This is a genomic window from Nonomuraea terrae (genome assembly GCF_044465245.1).
In the GTDB taxonomy this organism is placed as follows: Bacteria; Actinomycetota; Actinomycetes; order Streptosporangiales; family Streptosporangiaceae; genus Nonomuraea; species Nonomuraea terrae.
The window spans coordinates 147967-165206 of the sequence record NZ_JBITLL010000001.1; the positions used below are offsets into that span (position 1 = coordinate 147967).

Below are 17240 nucleotides of genomic sequence, written 5' to 3' on the forward strand. Positions count from 1 at the left end.
ACGTCGAAGACTCCCCGCTGAATTCAGTTCTACCGTGGCGCGGCTCTTACGGTGAAAATGTGGGCAGGCTGGATGTGGGGGTCGAGGCGCACGTAGTTGCTCTGCCGCCACCGGTACGACTCGCCCGACAGTTCGTCGTCGACGACGAACTCGGCGTTCCAGTCGAGCCCGAGGGCGGGCAGGTCAAGATCTACGGTCGCCTCGTGGGTGTGGTGCGGATCCAGGTTGATGACCGCCAGAACGACGTCGCCCAGACCGTGCCGTCGTGTGGCCGGATCATAGGCGCCCGGAAGCCGTTTGGAGAGGCAAACGAGGTCCGGTTGGTCGACCCTGTGGAACCGTAGATTACGCAATTCCTGGAGTGCCGGATGCGCTCTTCGGAACAAATTCAGGCGGGTGATGAACGGGGCCAGGCTCCGTCCTTCACGCTCGGCGGATTCCCAATCGCGAGGTTTGTACTGATATTTCTCGCTATCGAGATATTCCTCGCTGCCCGGCCGTACCGGAATGTTCTCCGCCAGCTCGTACCCGGAGTAGACCCCCCACGTCGGCGCGGCCAGCGCCGCCAGCACGGACCTGATCTTGAACGCGGGCACCCCGCCGTGCTGCAGGTACTCGTGCAGGATGTCCGGCGTGTTCACGAACAGGTTGGGCCGCAGGTAGAACGACGTCTCGCGGGCCAGCTCGCTGAGGTAGCTCTCCACGTCCCCCTTGGAGTTCTTCCAGGTGTAGTACGTGTACGACTGGTGGAACCCGGTCTTGGCGAGCGTGCGCAGCATCGCCGGCCGGGTGAACGCCTCCGCCAGGAAGATCACGTCAGGGTCGGTGCGGTGGATGTCGGCCAGCAGCCGCTCCCAGAACGCCACCGGCTTGGTGTGCGGGTTGTCCACCCGGAAGATCCGCACCCCGTGGTCCATCCAGTGCCGCAGCACCCGCTTGACCTCGGCGTAGATCCCCTCGGGATCCTTGTCGAAGTTGATCGGATAGATGTCCTGGTACTTCTTCGGCGGGTTCTCCGCGTACGCGATCGACCCGTCGGCCCTGATCGTGAACCACTCGGGGTGCTCCTTGACCCACGGGTGGTCCGGCGAGCACTGGAGCGCGAAGTCGAGCGCGATCTCCATGCCCAGCTCCCTGGCCCGGCCCACGAAGTCGTCGAAGTCGTGGATCGTGCCGAGGTCGGGGTGGATCGCGTCGTGGCCGCCGTCCTCCGACCCGATCGCCCACGGCGAGCCGGGCTCGTCGGGCTCGGGGCTGAGCGTGTTGTTGCGGCCCTTGCGGAACGTGCGCCCGATCGGGTGGATGGGCGGCAGGTAGACGACGTCGAAGCCCATCTTGGCGATCGCGGGCAGCCGTTTGGCGGCGGTCTGGAACGTCCCCGACTTCGACACGCCCGTCTCGCTCACCACCGCGCCCTCCGAGCGCGGGAAGAACTCGTACCAGGAGCCGTAGAGCGCCCGGCGGCGGTGCACCCTGATCTTGTTCGACTTCGACCGGGTCACCATCTCGCGGAACGGATGGGCCTCCAGCAGCGCGGCGGTCTCCGGGAGTTGCGCGACCGACAGACGGGCCCGCGGGTCCATGTGGTCGTCACGCAACGTGGCCGCGGTGGACAGCAGGGCCGCCCGGTGCCCGCAGGCGTCGCTGTTCGCCCGCTGCCCGCCGTTCGCCGGCTGCCCGTTGGGGCACTCGGCGGGGCGGACGGCCTTGGCCGCCCGCTCGAACAGCCGGGCGCCCTCCTCGCACATGAGGTCGACGTCCATGCCACGCGGGATCTTGATCTCGGCGTCGTGCAGCCAGGTCGTGATCGGGTCGCTCCACGCCTCCACGCGGTACAACCAGTCACCCTCCGACGGCAGGCACACCTCGACGCCCCAGCGGTCGGTGCCGGGAGCGAGCTCGCGCATCCGTTTGAGGCGCCCCCGCTGCCCGTCGGGCGACGTGAGCACCACACCCGCGGCCACGGCGTCGTGGCCTTCGCGGAACACGGTCGCCGAGACCTCGAAGGTCTCGCCGGCGACCGCCTTGGCGGGCCATTGCCCGCAGTCGACGACGGGGGAGATGTCCGTGATGGGAATTCGTCCGATCATCGCAATCAAAGGTTTGCGGCGGCACTCCCGGTACCGCCGGAGGCTTTCCCGGCAGACTCGATCCTTGCACGTTAAGTGTGGACAACAGCGGATAGACCTCCCGTGTGTGTCTGCGGGAGAGCCCAACATTGAGGAAAGTTGCCCCAATAGTCGCTGTTCATGCTTGTTCCCGGAAGGGGTTTGAACGGCACGTGTGTGGGTGAAGGACTCAGAGGTCCCTCCTAGCCCGTAGGGTGCAGAAACGTGAGAGCTATCCGCCGATTTACCGTCCGCACCGTCCTGCCCGCGGAGCTGGCCGCGCTCGGCGAGCTCGTCCACAATCTCCGCTGGTCCTGGCATCCAGAGACGATGGACCTCTTCGCGGAGGTCGACGCCGACCTCTGGGAGCAGGTCGGCCACGATCCCGTGGCCCTGCTCGGCGCCGTCACCCCGGCGCGGCTGAACGAGCTGGCCTCCGACCGCCGCTTCCTGCGCCGTCTCGCCGACGCCGCGGACGACCTGCGCGAGTACATGACCGCGCCGCGCTGGTACCAGACCCTGCCCGACGGCGCCCGCGGCATCGCCTACTTCTCCCCCGAGTACGGCATCGCCGCCGCGCTTCCGCAGTACTCGGGCGGCCTCGGCATCCTGGCCGGCGACCACCTCAAGGCGGCCAGCGACCTGGGCGTGCCCATCCTCGCGGTCGGCCTGCTCTACCGGCACGGCTACTTCACGCAGTCGTTGTCGCCCGAGGGCTGGCAGCTGGAGCACTACCCGTCCCTCGACGCGGGCGGGCTGCCCCTCAGCCTGCTCAAGGACACCGAGGGCGCGCCCGTCAAGATCCGCCTGTCGCTGCCGGAGAACCGCGTCCTGCACGCGCAGGTGTGGGTGGCCCAGGTCGGACGGGTGCCGCTGCTGCTGCTCGACTCCGACGTGGCCGACAACGACGTCGCCGCCCGCGACGTCACCGACCGCCTGTACGGCGGCGGCACCGACCACCGGCTCATGCAGGAGCTCCTGCTCGGCGTCGGCGGCGTGCGGGCGATCCGGGCGTACTGCTCGATCACCGGGCATCCCGAGCCCGAGGTCTTCCACACCAACGAGGGCCACGCCGGCTTCCTCGGCCTGGAGCGCATCCGCGAGCTGACCGAGGCTCGGCTGTCGTTCGACGAGGCCCTGGAGGCGGTGCGGGCGGGCACGGTGTTCACCACCCACACGCCCGTCCCGGCCGGCATCGACCGCTTCCCGCGCGACATGATCGAACGCCACTTCGGCGGCGCGAACGCCTGGCCGACCGTGCCCGTCGAGCGCATCCTCGCCCTGGGCGCCGAGTCCGACCCCGGGCGGTTCAACATGGCCGTCATGGGCATGCGGCTCGCCCAGCGCGTCAACGGCGTCTCCCGGTTGCACGGCGAGGTCAGCCGTCAGATGTTCAAGGAGCTCTGGCCCGGTTTCGACGTCGACGAGGTGCCGATCGGGTCGATCACCAACGGCGTGCACGCCCCCACGTGGGTCGGCCGCGAGCTGATGGAGCTGGCCGGGCGCGAGGTGCCCTCGCTGATCGAGCGGGCCCGCGGCTGGGACGCCATCCAGAAGATCTCCGACGCCGACATCTGGAAGATCCGCGGCACGCTGCGCCAGCGGCTGGTCGAGGGCGCACGGGCCCGGCTGCGCCGGTCGTGGCGCGAGCGCGGGGCCTCCGACGCCGAGCTCGGCTGGATCGACGACGCGCTCGACCCCGAGGTGCTGACGATCGGGTTCGCCCGGCGGGTGCCGTCGTACAAACGGCTCACGCTCATGCTCCGCGACCCGCGCCGGCTGACCCAGCTGCTGCTCGACCCCGACAAGCCGGTGCAGATCGTGATCGCCGGCAAGGCCCACCCGGCCGACGAGGGCGGCAAGAAGCTGATCCAGCAGATCGTCAAGTTCGCCGACCAGGAGAAGGTCCGCCACCGCATCGTCTTCCTGCCCGACTACGACATGGCGCTCGGCCAGATCATGGTCCAGGGCTGCGACGTCTGGCTGAACAACCCGCTGCGCCCGCTGGAGGCGTCCGGCACGTCGGGGATGAAGTCCGCACTCAACGGCGGCCTCAACCTGTCGATCCGCGACGGCTGGTGGGACGAGTGGTACGACGGCACCAACGGCTGGTCCATCCCCACCGCCGACGGGGTGAGCGACCACGACCGGCGCGACGCGCTGGAGGCCGCCGCCCTCTACGACCTGATCGAGCACGAGGTGTCCGCGCGCTTCTACGACCGCGGCGTGGACGGCCTGCCGCGGCGCTGGATGGAGATGGTCAAGCACACCCTGACCTCGCTCGGCCCGAAGGTGCTGGCCGGGCGGATGCTGCGCGACTACGTCCTCACGCTGTACAACCCGGCCGCCGCCTCCGCCCGCGCGCTGTGCGCCGACGCGTACGCGCCGGCCAAGGCGTTCGCCGCCTGGCGGGTGCGGGTGACCAGGGCCTGGCCGGGGGTGCGGGTCGAGCACGTCGAGGCGACAGGGGTGAGCGATCCCGAGGTCGGGGCCTCGATCGAGCTGCACGCCACGATCGCGCTCGGCGACCTGGAGCCCGGCGACGTCCGGGTCGAGGCCGCGTACGGCAAGGTCGGGCCGCACGACGAGCTGGTGCACCCGGCGTACGCGCCGCTGACCCCGGGGTCGGTGGACGACGACGGGCGGGCCCACTACACGGGCACGGTGCCGCTCGACCGCACGGGGGCGTTCGGCTACACGGTGCGGGTGGTGCCGTACCACCCGCTGGCCGCGACCACGGCGGAGCTGGGGCTCATCGCGGTCCCGGAGGAGCCGGCGGGCATGACGAACGGTACGTTGCGGTAGATCGCCGATCTGCTCGTCAATACTGGTCCAGGCGGCATAATCAGGACCGTGGACGACAGCGGCAACGGCCTGCGGGCCGACACTCTGGTGGCCACGGTCCGCGGTGTGCTGCCTTCGCTGACGCCTGCCGCCCAGACCGTCGCCCGGCTCATCCTCGAAGATCCGGCGACGGTGGCGAGGAGCACCATCACGGAGCTCTCCGCGGCCTCCGGCACCAGCGAGGCCACCATCGTGCGCACCGCGCGGCTGCTCGGGTTCGCCGGATATCCGCAGCTGCGGCTGGCCTTAGCGGCGGCCGCCGCCCAGCCCGACCGGCTGGTGCCCGGCGACCTCGCCCCCGACGACCCCCTGTCGGAGGTCATCCACAAGGTCGCGCGGGCCGAGTCCGAGGCGATCAACGACACCGTCGCCCAGCTCACCTCCGAACGCCTCGGCCTGGTGGTCGAGGCCATCGCCGGGGCCCGGCGGGTCGACGCCTACGGGGTCGGCGCCTCCGGCCTGGTCGCCGAGGACGTCGCCCAGAAGCTGCTGCGCATCGGCCTGTCCAGCCACGCCTTCCAGGACGCTCACCTGGCGCTGACCAGCGCGGTGCTGCTGCGTCCCGGAGACGTGGCGATCGGCATCAGCACCTCGGGGGAGACGCCCGACGTGATCGAGCCGCTGACGCGGGCGAGGGAGACCGGGGCCACCACGGTCGCGATCACCAACAACCCGCGCTCCTCCATCGCGGAGCTGGCCGAACACGTGCTGATCTCCGCCGGCCGCGAGACGGAGTTCCGTCCCGGCGCCCTGGCCAGCCGCATCAGCCAGCTCCTCGTCGTCGACTGCGTGTTCGTCGGCGTCGCCCAGCGCACGTTCGAATCCTCCCAGGAGGCTCTCGCGAGCACCAGGCACGCCGTCGAGGAGTTCAACCGGAGGGCATCACCAGCACGTCGTCAGCCTTGACGTACATCACCCGGTGGCCGAACTGGATCTGCAGGTACTTCGTCCTGCCGCGGACCACCTGGTGGTCGGCCAGGTCGTAGGTGACCGCGCGGTAGTACTCCGTGGCGGCCGGGCCGCCGAGGGTGTACTTCTCGCCCGCCGAGAACGTGTACTGCAGCGGCGTCACCGCCTGGTACGGCACGCCTTCCGGGTACGCCTCCTGCTCCGGGTACGCCCGGCCGTAGACCGGGACGGTCGCCTTGCCCGGCTTCGGGGTGACCACGAGGCCCTTCGACGGCACGGCGGTCGGGGCGTCGGCCGGGTTGTGGAACCAGGCCTTCTGGCCGAGGTACCAGATGGCCGTCCAGTCACCCTGCCGGTCGGCCACGGCGAAGCGCTGGCCGGTGCTGGCGCGGGCGCTGTGGTCGTACACGCTGTAGAGGGACTCGCCGGTGGGGTGCTTGCCGATGTCCTTGACCAGCGGGGCGTCCTCCCGCGGCTCGGTGCGCAGCCAGACGGTGTGGGCGCTGAGCGGCGGGCAGTCGGCCGACGGGTTCGCGCGGTCGCAGCCGTAGAAGTAGGGCTTGTTCGTGGCGAAGTCGGGCTTGATCATGATCGCGCCGGACCCGGGGCCGCCGACCTGGTGCAGCGGCGCGCCCAGGAGCTGGAAGTAGTGGGCCCAGTCCCAGAACGGCCCCGGGTCCTCGTGCATGCCCTGGACGGTCGAGGGGAGCGTGCCGGGGACGTTGTCGTGGCCGAGGATGTGGGCGCGGTCGAGCGGCACGTCGAACCGCTGCGCGAGGTAGCGCACCAGGCGGGCCGACGAGCGGTACATCGCCTCGGTGTACCAGGTGCCGCCCTCCGCCAGGAAGCCCTCGTGCTCCAGGCCGATGGACTTGGCGTTGACGTACCAGTTGCCGGCCTGCCAGCCGATGTCCTTGGCCTTGATGTGCTGGGCGATGTGGCCGTCGGAGGAGCGGATGGAGTACTGCCAGCTGGCGCCGTAGTTGGGGTCCTGGTTGAGACGGATGGACGGGAGGAAATATCCCTCCATGTCATGAATGATGATGTAGTCGATCTTCTGGCTGACCGGGCGGTTCGCCAGGTCGTAGTGGCCGTAGTCGTCATTCGGGAGCTGCTCGTAGGCGGCCGGGATCCACTCGCAGGAGACCGAGGCCGGGCACTCCACGCCGTCGGTGCGCGTGGGTCGCAGCTTGAGCTTCTCCAGCCACCGCTCGATCTTGCCCAGATCCGGTACGGCCGGCAGGCTCACCCGATGCCCGTCGTCGGTCGTGCGCTGGGCGCCCTGGCGGATCGTCGCGTAGACCTCGTCGGCGAAGAACTTCGCCGCGCCGGCCTCCTCGGCGCCGGAGTACTTGGCGACGGCGCCGTACCACTCGGCGGGGTCGTCGCTCAGCGGGGCGCCGAGCGCCTTCTGGTGGTCGGCCAGCAGCGCCGCGCCGCCGCGGATGTTGGCGGCGGGGTCCGTGCGCAGGCGTTCGCGGGTCTCACCGGTGAGCTCGGCGGCCTTCTCCATCGTGCGCAGCGAGGCGGGGATGTCGGCGGGGGCCGGCGGCGAGGTGACGGGGAGGGGGCGGCTCTCGTCGCCGCGGGCGTCCTCCGAGCCTTCGTGGTGGTGGTTGGAGCCGGTGAACGCGGCGGCGTCGGTCAGGTGCATCGGCCCGAACCCGGCGTCGCCGGACGGCTGACCGGCGTGGCCGTCCCAGCGTGACTCGAGGTACGAGACGCCGAGCAGCACGCTCTCGGGCACCTGGAACTCTTCCGCGGCGGCGGCGAAGGCCTGCTGGCGGTCGCCGGGTTCCTGAGCATGGGCCGCCGTCATGGTGCTCAACGGCAACGCGGCGACGAGGGAGATCGCCAGTAATCTGCGCATGAACCACTCCTTGGGCTGGGGGCGCGGCGTCGTGGTTCACGATCTCAATATTTTCCTTCGCAGGCGAGATCTTTGCGAAGACATTCTTCACTTCTTGACGGGTTCGTCTGACACGGTCAGGCGCCGGGGGACGAGCCAGAGAGTGAGCGGCGCGGACAGCAGCGCGACCACGCAGGCGGCGTTGAGCGCCACCCGCAGGCCGGACCCCTCGCTGACGGCGGGGCCCGCGAGGGCGCCGAGCATCGTCGCGACGGCCTCCAGAGTCAGGAAAGCCGCGCTGACCCGGCCGAGCAGCCCCTCCGGGGTCGTCCGCTGCACCCAGGTGTGCACGGAGACCAGCACGGTCACCGCCGGCAGGCCGAGCAGGAACGCGGCGGCCAGCGCGACGGGGAGCGCGGTGCTGTTGAACAGCAGCGCGAACGCTCCGGCGACGAGCACCTGCCCGGCGGCGACGGTCGTCCTGGCGGCGCCGCGGTCGGCGAGCCGGCGGCTGACGGGCGCGCCGGCGAGGAACCCCAGCCCGAGCGCGGAGAGCAGATAGCCGACCTGGACGCTGCCGCCCAGCTGGGTCACGCCGAACGGGACGAGCAGGGCGGTGAGCGCGGCGTTGGCCAGCAGGTAGACGCTGTTGGCGACCAGCAGGCCCCGGGTGGCGGCGGCGTGCCGGACGTACCGGAGCCCATGGCGGATCTCGTCGAGCACCCGCCGTGGGGCGGCCGCCGGATCCGGGGGCGTGCGGCGGGCGGAGGTTCGGGTGGAGGTCCGGGTGGAGGTTCGGGCGATGGTGGCCGCGGACAGGAGCCCGGCGGTGGCGCTGGCGGCGACGACCGCGCCGATCCCCGCGAACGCGAACACCAGCCCGCCGACCGGTGGCCCGACGAGCCCGACGACGCCGGTGGTGACGGCGCTGAGCGAGTTCGCGCTGGTCAGCACCGGTCCGGTGCCCACCACGGCCGGGATGTGGGCCTGCGCGGCGGGCCGGAAGACGACGGCGGCCGAGCCTTGCCCGAGCACCGCCAGGTACACGAGCCAGATCGTCTCGGGCGTCACGGCGACCAGCGCCACCGAGATGGCCAGCGCGTGACCGAGATCGGTGGCGATCATCAGCCGGCGGCGGTCCCACCGGTCGGCCATGACCCCGGCGAACGGCCCCAGCAGCAGCGACGGCAGGTACTCGAAGGCGAGGGTGACGCCCGTGGCCAGCACCGAGCCGGTGACGGCGTGGACATGGGCGGGGATGGCGACGACGAGCATGCTCGTGCCGAGCCCCGCGATCCCTCGCGCCGTCCAGAGAAGCCGGAAGTCCCGTACGCGCAGAGCCGGCGGCACCATCGTTCCTCCAGAGTCTTCTCCTGTGAGGAGAGAAACAGAGGATCGAGTATCCTGTCAAAATATGAGCGTCGATCATGCGGAGCTGGGGCGGCGGTTGCGCCGCCGCCGGGCGGCACTCGGCCGGACCGTCGCGTCGGTGGCCACCGACGCCGCCCTGTCGGTGCCCTACGTGGCCAACCTGGAGAACGGCCGCGGAAACCCGACCGTCGCCGCCCTCGACCGGCTGGCCGAGGCGCTCGGCACCCGCCTGGTGATCACCATGGCGGAGCCCGGCGCGGACGAGGGCCCGGCCGCCCCCGTCGTGCCGGCGTCCCTGCTGGAGTTCGCGCGCGGCCACCGTTTCCGGCACGCGGCCGGAGCGCTGGCCGGGCTGCTGGGTGACGACCGGGCCGTGCGGACCAGGCTGTTCGACGCGCTGGCCGGCGCCGCCGCGCCGCTCGGGCGGGAGCTGCCCGAGACCGACTGGCAACGCCTGCTGGACGCGCTCGTCCTGGTCATGGGCCACCCGGCCGATCGGCGGGGCGGCCCATGACCGCTCACGGGACGAGCACGACCTTGCCCGTGGTGCGCCGGGATTCCAGGGCGGCGTGCGCGGCGGCGGCCTCGGCCAGCGGGAACGTCTGGACGGCGGGGACGAGCCTGCCGTCGGCCGCCGCCGCCAGAGCCCTGGCCTCGTACTCGGGGCGTTCATGGCCGCGTCCGAGGATGAGCAGCAGGGCATCGGTCACGGTCAGGGACCGCTCGTCCAGCAGTCGAGGGTCCGGGTCGACCGGCTGGTGGGAGGCGTTGCCGATGGTGAGGAACCGGCCGCCGTCGGCGAGCAGGCCGAACGTCGCGCGCGCCCTGGCCCCGCCCACCCCGTCGAGCACGGCGGTCACCTTCCGGCCGCCGAGCCGCTCGGCGACCGTCCGCTCCCAGCCGGGCTCGTCGTAGTCGACGGCCAGGTCGGCGCCCAGCTCCCGTACGGCGGCCACCTTGGCGGGCCCGCCGGCCGCGCCGATCACCCGCGCGCCGAGACCCTGGGCGTACTGGACGACCAGCCGCCCGATCCCGCCCGCCGCCGAGGTCACCAGCACGACGTCGTCGGCGGTCAGCTTGGCCACGTCCAGGAACTGCAGGGTGGTGCAGCCGGTGACGATCATCGCGACGGCCGTGTCGTAGTCCAGGTTGACGGGCGTGCGGTGGACGGCCGTCACGTCGGCCACGGCCAGCTCGGCGTACCCGCCCGGCTGCCCGCCGGCGGTGACGACGTCGCGGCCGACCCAGGCGGGGTCCACGCCCGGCCCGGTGGCCTCCACCCGCCCGGCCACCTCGCCGCCGAAGACCGCGGGCAGCTCCGGCAGCGGCGGCAGGAAACCGTCGGACACGCCCTGTCGCAGCTTGGTCTCCACCAGGTGCACCCCGGCCGCCCTGACGGCGATGCGCACCTGCCCGGGGCCTGGCTCGGGATCGGGGACGGTCTCGTACGTGAGGTTCTCCGCGGGTCCGAAGGCGTGCAGTACGACGGCGTGCATGGTGTGTCCTCTCGTGGGCTGTCGCCTCCGAGCCTGCAACCTCAACCAAGCTTGACGTCAAGCACGGCCTTGCCGTGGAGGCGGCGACCGAGCAGTGCGGCGATCGCCTCGTCCGCCCGCTCCCAGCCGCCGCGCCATGAGATGCCGGGGTCCAGGTCGCCCGACGCCACGAGAGTGGCCAGCCAGGTGAGATCGGGCACGAGGTCGGAGCCGTCCAGCAGGTAGAAGGTGACGAGGGAGCGGTCGTGCCGCCCGCCGTCGCCGACGAGGGCGCCGAACGGGAAGGTCTCCGGCTCGCCCGTCGTGTGGCCGACCGCGACCAGCGTGCCGTGCGGCGCCAGCTTCTCGAACGCCGCCACGAGCTGGGCCCCGCCGACGTTGTCCACGGCCCCGTCCACCGGGGCGCCGGCCTGCTCGGGGTGGGCGATCACCTCATGGGCGCCGAGCGCCCGCAGCTCCTCTCCCCGCCGTGCGGGGTCGCCGGTGGAGGCGAGGACGTGGGCCCCGCCGAGCCGGGCGAGCTGTACGGCGTACCGTCCCACGCCTCCCGTGGCGCCTGTCACCAGCACGCGCTTGCCCAGGAGCGGGCCGATCCTGCGCAGGGCGCGCAGCGCGCTGGCGCCCGCCACCGGGACGGTGCTCATCGCTCCCAGGTCGGCCCCGTCCGGGGCGGCGCCGATCATGGCGGTGTCGACGGCGCGCAGTTCCGCCCAGGCGCCGTCGGGTCCGATGGTGACCACCGGGGTGCCGGCGGGCGGGCCCGAGCCGTCGGCGGCCGCGCGTTCGACCACGCCGGCCGCGTCCCAGCCCAGGACGGCGACGTCCGGGGCCTGGGAGAGGGCATGGCTCACCTCGCCGAAGTTGAGCGAGGTGGCGCTCACCCGGATCAGCGCCTGGTGGGCGGCCGGTACGGGGTCGGGGCTCTCGCCGAGACGGAGACCGGAGGCGGTGGAGTGGTCGACCAGCAGGGCACGCATGGGATGCGCCTTTCTCGAGATGACGCTACGACGATATGCCACTCAGTGGCATTCGCTTACAAGCGGCCCTCGCCTCCGGGGCTACACTGTGGGCATGACCGCCGGATCACCGCTGCGCGAACGGAAGAAACAGCGCACCCGCCAGGCGCTGATCGACGCGGCCCTGACCCTCTTCGGCAGCCGCGGCTTCGGCGGGGTCACCCTCGACGAGCTCTGCGACGAGGTGGAGGTGTCCAAGCGCACGTTCTTCCGCTACTTCGCCAGCAAGGAGGACGTCGCGATGGCGCCTCTCGAGGACATGTGGCGGGCCTTCCTGGAAGGGCTGGAGACGGCCGATCCCGACGGCCGGCCGTTGCTGGAGCTGATGGAGGCGACCCTGCTCGCGGCGCTGGACCGGGTGGGCGACGACACGTGGGCCGGCCGGGCGCTGCTCAGCTACCGCCTGTCGCGGCAGACACCCTCGATGGACGCCCACACCCTGCACTTCTGCGACAGCACCATGCGTTCGGTGCTGGAGATCCTGCACCGCAGGCTCGACCTGCCGGACGACGCCCGTCCCCGGCTGGCCGGCGACATGCTGGTCGCGGCGTGGCGGTACGCCCTCGACGGGTGGGCGGCCGGCGCCCGGGACCGCCCGGACGGGCGGGAGCTCGCGGCCCGCGTCCGCGACGCGGTCGCCGCCCTCCCCGGCAGCCTCCACCTGACCGCCGCCCCCAGGAGCTGCCCGCCCGGCCCGGGCACGCCGCCCCAGGGTCGCCGCGGCCGTGAATCGCGCACGGGCCGTTCTGGGACGTGATGGCCGGGCGGGAGCCGCCGCCCCCGGCCGCGGAGACCCTGGGGCGGGAGCCGGTCGCCGTGGATCCCGACGCGGGCCCGATCGAGGCCTGAGCCGGGCGCTCCCCGTCCGAGGCCGTGGTCAGCGAAGGCGGGAGTGATAGATCTTTCTGGCTCGGTCGTACAGCGCGAGGTGGTCGTCGAGCTGGGCGGGGGTGTCGAAGCGGCCGAACTCGCGGAGCAGCTGCTCCAGGCGGTCCAGCCAGGCCAGGCACCAGCGCACGTCCGCCTCCCTGGCCACGTGGGCGCCGGCCACGTCCACGTACACCGGGCTGGTGTGGGCGTAGGCGCCGCGGCGGTGCTGGGAGCGCGGGTGCGGCGGCCCGGAGGCCACGGCCACCACGTACGTCGGCTCGTCCGTCGTCAGCGTGGCCGTCAGCCGCCCCGCGGGGCCCTGCGCGAGCACGCCCGCGGCGGTGCGGATCTCCAGGGTCTCGACCTCCGGCCCGATCGAGGAGACCGTGATCTCCACCTCCTGCCCGGCAGGCAGCTCCAGCGTGGCGCCCGGCCCGTGGCCGTTCACGGCGAGCTCCAGCCACGGCCCGGTGGTGGCGAACGTCCGGCCGAGCGCGACCGCCTCGGCGTACGACTCGGCGGTGAGGGGGCCGGCGACGTCGGCGTACACGCGTTCCCAGCCGGGCGGGGCGGAGGCGGTGCCGCGGCGGCAGAACGACAGCACGGCGTCGGTCCCGGCCGAGACCCCGATCCGGTTGCCCGCGCCGACGAGACGCCGGTAGACGGCCGCCGTCGCCAGGATCGACGAGTGGTTGAGCACGTCGAGCGTGTCCACCAGGCCCAGCGCGGCGCCGACCACGATCTCCCTGGCCGAGCAGTTGCGCGCGCGGTCGAGCACGACGTCCGGGGGGTCGTCGTCGCCGAACGCGGTGTGGAACGGGTGGCCGTACGAGATGATCCCGCCGAGCGCCCGCATCTCCTCGCACGCCACCGCGTTCGGCGGCCAGTCGACCGTGTCGCGGAAGCCGGTGTGGTAGCGGCTCGGCAGCCCGCGCAGCCCGAACGCCGTGCAGTGGCCGAGCAGGTCGTTGCGGTACTCGACGCCCAGCCGGGCCAGGTGCCGCTCGTCGGACCACGGCAGGTCCTCGCCCACCCAGCGCTCCAGCGCCTCCACGTCGTAGACGCGCTCGCCCGCCACGTTGCCGGCCACCAGGTTGAGCACGTGCAGGTCCTCGCCGTGCTGCGCGGCGGCGGCCAGCTCGGGGACGGCGGGCTCCTCGCCCATCCAGTTGAGGTGGACGTGCAGGTCGCCGCCGTACCAGCCGCGGGCGGCGGCGTCGTACAGGCGCTCGGGGGCCAGCTCGACCAGCGTCTCCGCGCCGGCCCGCGGCGTCACGGTCACCTCGGCGGTGGTGTACTCCATGCCCCTGGCCACGGTCACGGTGATCGGCTCGGCCGGCACGTCCACCACGAGGTCGTCGCCGTGGAAGTACGGCTGCCGGTTCCCGTCCAGCTTGGGCGGCGCACCCTGCGGGTACCAGCCCTGGCCGTTCGCGGTCGTCACGCTCCACCGGCACGGGAACCCCGCCCGCACCCGTACGGTGGCCGAGGCCACCCGCCTGCCCAGCGGCGCGAGGTCGACCGGCCGGCCGTCGACGACGACGGATCCGGACACCTCGACGATCCGGGCCCCACGAGGCTCGACCGGGTACGGCGTGCCGTCCACGACCACGGTGACCGGCTGATCCCTGCTGGAGTCGAGCAACAGCGCGGTACGGAACGCCGCCCCCTCCAGCACCACCCGCGTGTCGGCCTCCAGCGCGCAACCGCCGGGCGTCACCCGCAACACGGGCAGGTTGTCCGGCACGTCCCCGCCGAGCGCGTCGCGCACCACGCGGGCGACGTCCACCTCGCCGAGGTAGTCCTCCAGCTCGACGGCGGACACCTCGGGATGGCGCTCGGCGACCTGCCGCAGGCCGGTGTTCCAGAAGTCGTGACGGCGGTCCAGGTAGACGGTGGCCCACGCCTGGGCCACGTACGACAGGGACGGCTCGCCCCAGCAGGGGCCGTGCGCGTCGCGGAGCGCGCGGTACTCGGCCACCGCGGACGCCACGGAATCGGGCAGAAACGGATCGGGAAGCAACGGATCGTTACACATCGGACACTCCCTGATGAGGACGCGCCGTCATCGTGACACGAATCGTCCGCTGTGTCCCCCCTATCGGGGTAGCTGGTGGACATGACGCACATCATCGAAAGAGAAGCGGTGCAGGAGCTTCTCGACACGGGGGAGGCCCAGCTCGTCGAGGTGCTGCCGGAGCCCGAATACGCCTGGGCGCACCTGCCGCGGGCGCGCAACGTGCCGCTGTGGCAGCTCGACAGGGCGGCCGCGACGACGCTGGACCCGGCGCGCCCGGTGGTCGTCTACTGCCACGACGCGCTCTGCGACCTGAGCCCGCGCGCCGCCCACCGGCTGGAGCGGCTGGGCTTCACCCAGGTCCACGACTACGGCCTGGGCAAGATGGACTGGCTCTCGGCGGACCTGCCGTACGAGGGGCATGCGGCGCTGGTGTCGCAGACCGTCCGGCGCGACCCGGTCACGGCCGTCCTGGACGACCCGCTGGGCTCGCTCACCGAGCGCATCATCGCCGACCCGGCCGGCCTCGCCGTCGTGGTGGACGAGGACGACGTCGTCCAGGGGGTCATCGGATCGCGGGAGCTCAAGGGCGCCGACCTGGACGCCACCGCCGAGAGCGCCATGCGGCTGAGCGCGACCACGGTACGCCCGAGCGAGGAGATCGACGCGCTGGTCCAGCGCATGGACAAGGCCAAGGTGGACCACGTGGTGGTCACCCACCAGGACGGCACGCTGGTCGGCCTGTTCGGCCTCGGCGACGCCCGCCCGCCGCAGACCGAGTCCGACCAGGGCTGAGACGCCGGCTGAGACGCCGCCGGCCGACCCATGGGTCGGCCGGACGATGCTCCACGCGTGGAGCGGGCCGGGCTCAGGCCCGGCGGTTGAGGCGGAACGTCGGGTGGCCCGGCGTGCCGGGCTGGGCGTCGAGCGACTTGTCGTCGAGGACCTGCACGGCGTCCTGTGCCACGAACACGCGCACGTCCTCCTTCTCGACCACCTGGTCGCCCTCGGACGGCGTGCTCGCCAGAGAGACCTCCAGCGTCCCGGCCTGGTCCTCCTTCGGCGCGATCCGCAGGCCCGCGTCGGCGGGCACGTCCTCGCCGACCATCAGGTCCCGGATGGCCGTCACGGCGTTGTCAGTCAGTGTCAGCACGACCCTGCTCCTTCGTGTGTCGTGTCGGTCCTCGGGTCGCCTCCCCGAGGGGTTCGGAGCCAAACCCGCCGCGTGGAATGCCGCGACGGGTCCCGGGTAGCGGAGGCCGCATGGGGAAGAACGAGGGAGCCGTGCTCGACGCGCTGCTCGACCGCTACGGCCGCACGTTCTGCGGCGAGGCCGGCATCCGGCTGTCCGACCGGCCGAAACCGCTCTACCAGCTGCTCGTCCTGGCCACGCTGCTGAGCGCCCGCATCTCGGCGGACGTGGCCGTGGCCGCGGCCAAGGAGCTGTTCGCCGCCGGCTACGGCACGCCCAAGGGCATGCGGGACGCGAGCTGGCAGGACCGCGTGGACGCGCTGGGCCGCGGCCACTACCGACGCTACGACGAGCGCACCTCCACGATGCTCGGCGAGGGGGCCGAGCTGCTCATCGAGCGCTGGAAGGGCGACCTGCGCAAGCTGCGCGACGAGGCCGGCGGCGACGAGGGGCGCATCGCGTCGTTGCTGATGGAGTTCCCCGGCATCGGCCCGACCGGGGCGGACATCTTCCTGCGCGAGGTCCAGGCCGTCTGGCCGCAGGTGGCGCCGCACCTGGACAAGCGGGTGCTCGACGGCGCCGGCAAGCTCGGCCTGCCGCGCCAGCCCGGCCGCCTGGCGAAGCTGGTCGGCTCGGGCGACGACCTGGCCCGCCTGTCGGCGGCGCTCGTCCGGGTGTCGCGCAGCAAGAAGACCGTGGAGGAGGTCAAGTCGGCCGCGGCGCGATGACCATGTCCTGTTAGGTTCGGCACATGGGTGAGTTTGTGAGCGTCGAGGTGGCCGACCAGATCGCCACGATCCGTCTTGACCGTCCGAAGATGAACGCCCTCAACGGCCAGGTGCAGCGGGAGATCGCCGAGGCGGCCGGCATCGTCGACGGCGACCCGCAGGTCCAGGCCGTGATCCTGTACGGCGGCGAGCGCGTGTTCGCCGCGGGCGCGGACATCAAGGAGATGGCCGGCATGTCGTACGCCGACATGGCCCGGCACTCCCGCACGCTTCAGGACTGCTTCACCGCGGTCGCCCGCATCGGCAAGCCGGTGATCGCCGCCATCAGCGGCTACGCCCTGGGCGGCGGCTGCGAGCTCGCCCTGTGCGCCGACTTCCGGGTCGCGGGCGAGTCGGCCAAGCTGGGCCAGCCGGAGATCCTGCTCGGCATCATCCCGGGCGCGGGCGGCACCCAGCGCCTGCCGCGCCTGGTCGGCCCGGCCCGCGCGAAGGACCTCATCTTCTCCGGCCGTCACGTGCCCGCCGCCGAGGCACTCGCGATGGGCCTGGTCGACCGCGTGGTGCCCGACGAGCAGGTCTACACGGCGGCGCTGGAGTGGGCGGCCACGTTCGTGGGCGGCGCCACGGTCGCGCTGCGCGCCGCCAAGCAGGCCGTCGACCAGGGCCTGGAGGTCGACCTCGACACCGGCCTGGAGATCGAGCGGCTGCAGTTCTCCGGCCTGTTCGCCACCGACGACGCCGGCATCGGCATGCGGGCGTTCGCCGAGAAGTCGAAGCCGAAGTTCACCGGCCGCTGACGTACCCGAGGCGGGGGGTGAACTTCCCACATGCCCCGCCCAT

At 72.3% G+C, this 17240-nt stretch carries 14 protein-coding genes; 7 read left to right on the top strand and 7 right to left on the bottom strand.

Annotation, left to right across the window (positions count from 1 at the left end):
* Positions 1-29: 29 nt before the first annotated feature.
* A complete protein-coding gene (locus ACIBP6_RS00695) occupies positions 30-2090 on the bottom strand; it encodes an alpha-1,4-glucan--maltose-1-phosphate maltosyltransferase (protein ID WP_397047412.1) in 2061 nt (686 codons plus the stop codon).
* A gap of 243 nt (positions 2091-2333) precedes the next feature.
* Between ACIBP6_RS00695 and glgP the strand changes: the two genes are divergently transcribed.
* Positions 2334-4913, top strand: coding sequence for an alpha-glucan family phosphorylase (glgP, locus tag ACIBP6_RS00700; protein WP_397047414.1), 2580 nt, complete (start codon positions 2334-2336; stop codon positions 4911-4913).
* Between the two features lie 48 nt (positions 4914-4961).
* Entirely contained in the window at positions 4962-5858 is an 897-nt protein-coding gene (locus ACIBP6_RS00705; protein WP_397047416.1) for a MurR/RpiR family transcriptional regulator, read from the top strand.
* Here ACIBP6_RS00705 and ACIBP6_RS00710 read toward each other — a convergent pair.
* Positions 5821-7731 (bottom strand): N-acetylmuramoyl-L-alanine amidase, encoded by a 1911-nt coding sequence (locus tag ACIBP6_RS00710; protein ID WP_397047418.1) that lies wholly within the window; start codon positions 7729-7731, stop codon positions 5821-5823. The genes ACIBP6_RS00705 and ACIBP6_RS00710 overlap by 38 nt on opposite strands.
* A gap of 87 nt (positions 7732-7818) precedes the next feature.
* Positions 7819-9063, bottom strand: a complete 1245-nt coding sequence (locus tag ACIBP6_RS00715) for an MFS transporter (RefSeq protein ID WP_397047420.1) — start codon at positions 9061-9063, stop codon at positions 7819-7821.
* A gap of 61 nt (positions 9064-9124) precedes the next feature.
* Between ACIBP6_RS00715 and ACIBP6_RS00720 the strand changes: the two genes are divergently transcribed.
* Complete coding sequence (locus tag ACIBP6_RS00720; protein ID WP_397047422.1) at positions 9125-9595, top strand: helix-turn-helix domain-containing protein; 471 nt, start codon at positions 9125-9127, stop codon at positions 9593-9595.
* A 4-nt stretch (positions 9596-9599) separates the two neighbouring features.
* Here ACIBP6_RS00720 and ACIBP6_RS00725 read toward each other — a convergent pair whose 3' ends face one another.
* Complete coding sequence (locus tag ACIBP6_RS00725; RefSeq protein ID WP_397047424.1) at positions 9600-10577, bottom strand: zinc-binding dehydrogenase; 978 nt, start codon at positions 10575-10577, stop codon at positions 9600-9602.
* Positions 10578-10618: 41 nt separating this feature from the next.
* Positions 10619-11554: a zinc-binding dehydrogenase gene (locus ACIBP6_RS00730; RefSeq protein WP_397047426.1), complete on the bottom strand. Its 936-nt coding sequence runs from the start codon at positions 11552-11554 to the stop codon at positions 10619-10621.
* Positions 11555-11648: 94 nt separating this feature from the next.
* On the opposite strand from ACIBP6_RS00730, the gene ACIBP6_RS00735 reads away from it, so the two are divergent.
* The gene (locus tag ACIBP6_RS00735; protein ID WP_397047428.1) at positions 11649-12350 is read left to right on the top strand and encodes a TetR/AcrR family transcriptional regulator; all 702 of its coding nucleotides are present in this window, start codon (positions 11649-11651) and stop codon (positions 12348-12350) included.
* Between the two features lie 120 nt (positions 12351-12470).
* On the opposite strand, the gene ACIBP6_RS00740 is transcribed toward ACIBP6_RS00735, so the two are convergent.
* On the bottom strand, positions 12471-14456 hold the full coding sequence (locus ACIBP6_RS00740; protein WP_397047430.1) for a CehA/McbA family metallohydrolase: 1986 nt from the start codon (positions 14454-14456) through the stop codon (positions 12471-12473).
* 126 nt (positions 14457-14582) lie between these two features.
* Between ACIBP6_RS00740 and ACIBP6_RS00745 the strand changes: the two genes are divergently transcribed.
* Positions 14583-15275: a rhodanese-like domain-containing protein gene (locus tag ACIBP6_RS00745; protein WP_397047432.1), complete on the top strand. Its 693-nt coding sequence runs from the start codon at positions 14583-14585 to the stop codon at positions 15273-15275.
* Between the two features lie 73 nt (positions 15276-15348).
* On the opposite strand, the gene ACIBP6_RS00750 is transcribed toward ACIBP6_RS00745, so the two are convergent.
* On the bottom strand, positions 15349-15633 hold the full coding sequence (locus tag ACIBP6_RS00750; protein WP_132615766.1) for a HesB/IscA family protein: 285 nt from the start codon (positions 15631-15633) through the stop codon (positions 15349-15351).
* Positions 15634-15743: 110 nt separating this feature from the next.
* Here ACIBP6_RS00750 and ACIBP6_RS00755 point away from each other — a divergent pair, with 110 nt between their 5' ends.
* Together ACIBP6_RS00755 and ACIBP6_RS00760 are read left to right on the top strand one after the other, a co-directional pair.
* Entirely contained in the window at positions 15744-16400 is a 657-nt protein-coding gene (locus ACIBP6_RS00755) for a hypothetical protein (RefSeq protein WP_132615767.1), read from the top strand.
* Positions 16401-16423: 23 nt separating this feature from the next.
* Entirely contained in the window at positions 16424-17197 is a 774-nt protein-coding gene (locus tag ACIBP6_RS00760; RefSeq protein ID WP_397047435.1) for an enoyl-CoA hydratase/isomerase family protein, read from the top strand.
* Positions 17198-17240: the final 43 nt, after the last annotated feature.